The 744-nt window shown below is 71.2% G+C and carries 1 pseudogene; it reads left to right on the forward strand.

Annotated elements, in window-relative coordinates:
- Positions 1-744: pseudogene (locus tag GJV78_RS23205) on the forward strand (type VI secretion protein VasK); the annotation flags it as partial.

The following is a 744-nucleotide window of genomic DNA, read 5'->3' on the forward strand; positions in this document are numbered from 1 at the left end:
AGCCTGACCGCGGAAACCGATCCTGAACTGCTCGCCGCGCTGCGCAAGCTGCGCCGGGGCCGGCCGCTGGATGCGGTGGTGCGCGTTATCGGGCACCAGCAGCCTTTGACCCCGCAGGTGAGCGACGGCGACCTGCGCGGGCTGGAGAGGATCGGCGAACACCTTCGCTATCAGCCGCCGGTCTGGCTGTGGCAGCTGTGCAGCAGCAGCTGGCCTCAGGCGGGCGGCATGGCACAAACCGTGGCCGTGAAGCTGCCCCCCCGCGCCACCGCCCGGGACGTGCAGGCGCAGTTCAGCCGCCTGATCGCGCCGCTGCGCCGCCAGGGGATCGCCCGCATCGTCGAAAACAGCGCCGGCGATTTTCTGCTGCGCCTGGCCCAGCAGCTGGCGCAGGGGGGAAGCGGGCGCTGGAAAACCCGCCTCTCCCCCTGGCTGTATACCTCACAGCGGCGCGTGCCGCTGCGCGGCGTTGTGTTCAGCCTGCCGGAAAGCGTCCATAAGGAGGAGGGCGCTTTTTCCGGCGTGCTGTCCCACGCCGTCACGCTGCCGCCCGCCTGGAGAGGGCTGCTGGATGACTGCGCCCGCGTACGCGGCCGGCGGGTGGGGATGCCCAGGGAGCGCGCCCTGGGCCTGATGCTGCTGCTGGCCACGGGCGTCTGGGGGAGCGGAATGCTGGTCTCATTTACCCTCAACCGGGCGCAGATCGTCGCGGTGGCGGATAAGGCCCGCGCGCTGGCGCAGACG

The organism is Intestinirhabdus alba, from assembly GCF_009711095.1.
Lineage (GTDB): Bacteria > Pseudomonadota > Gammaproteobacteria > Enterobacterales > Enterobacteriaceae > Intestinirhabdus > Intestinirhabdus alba.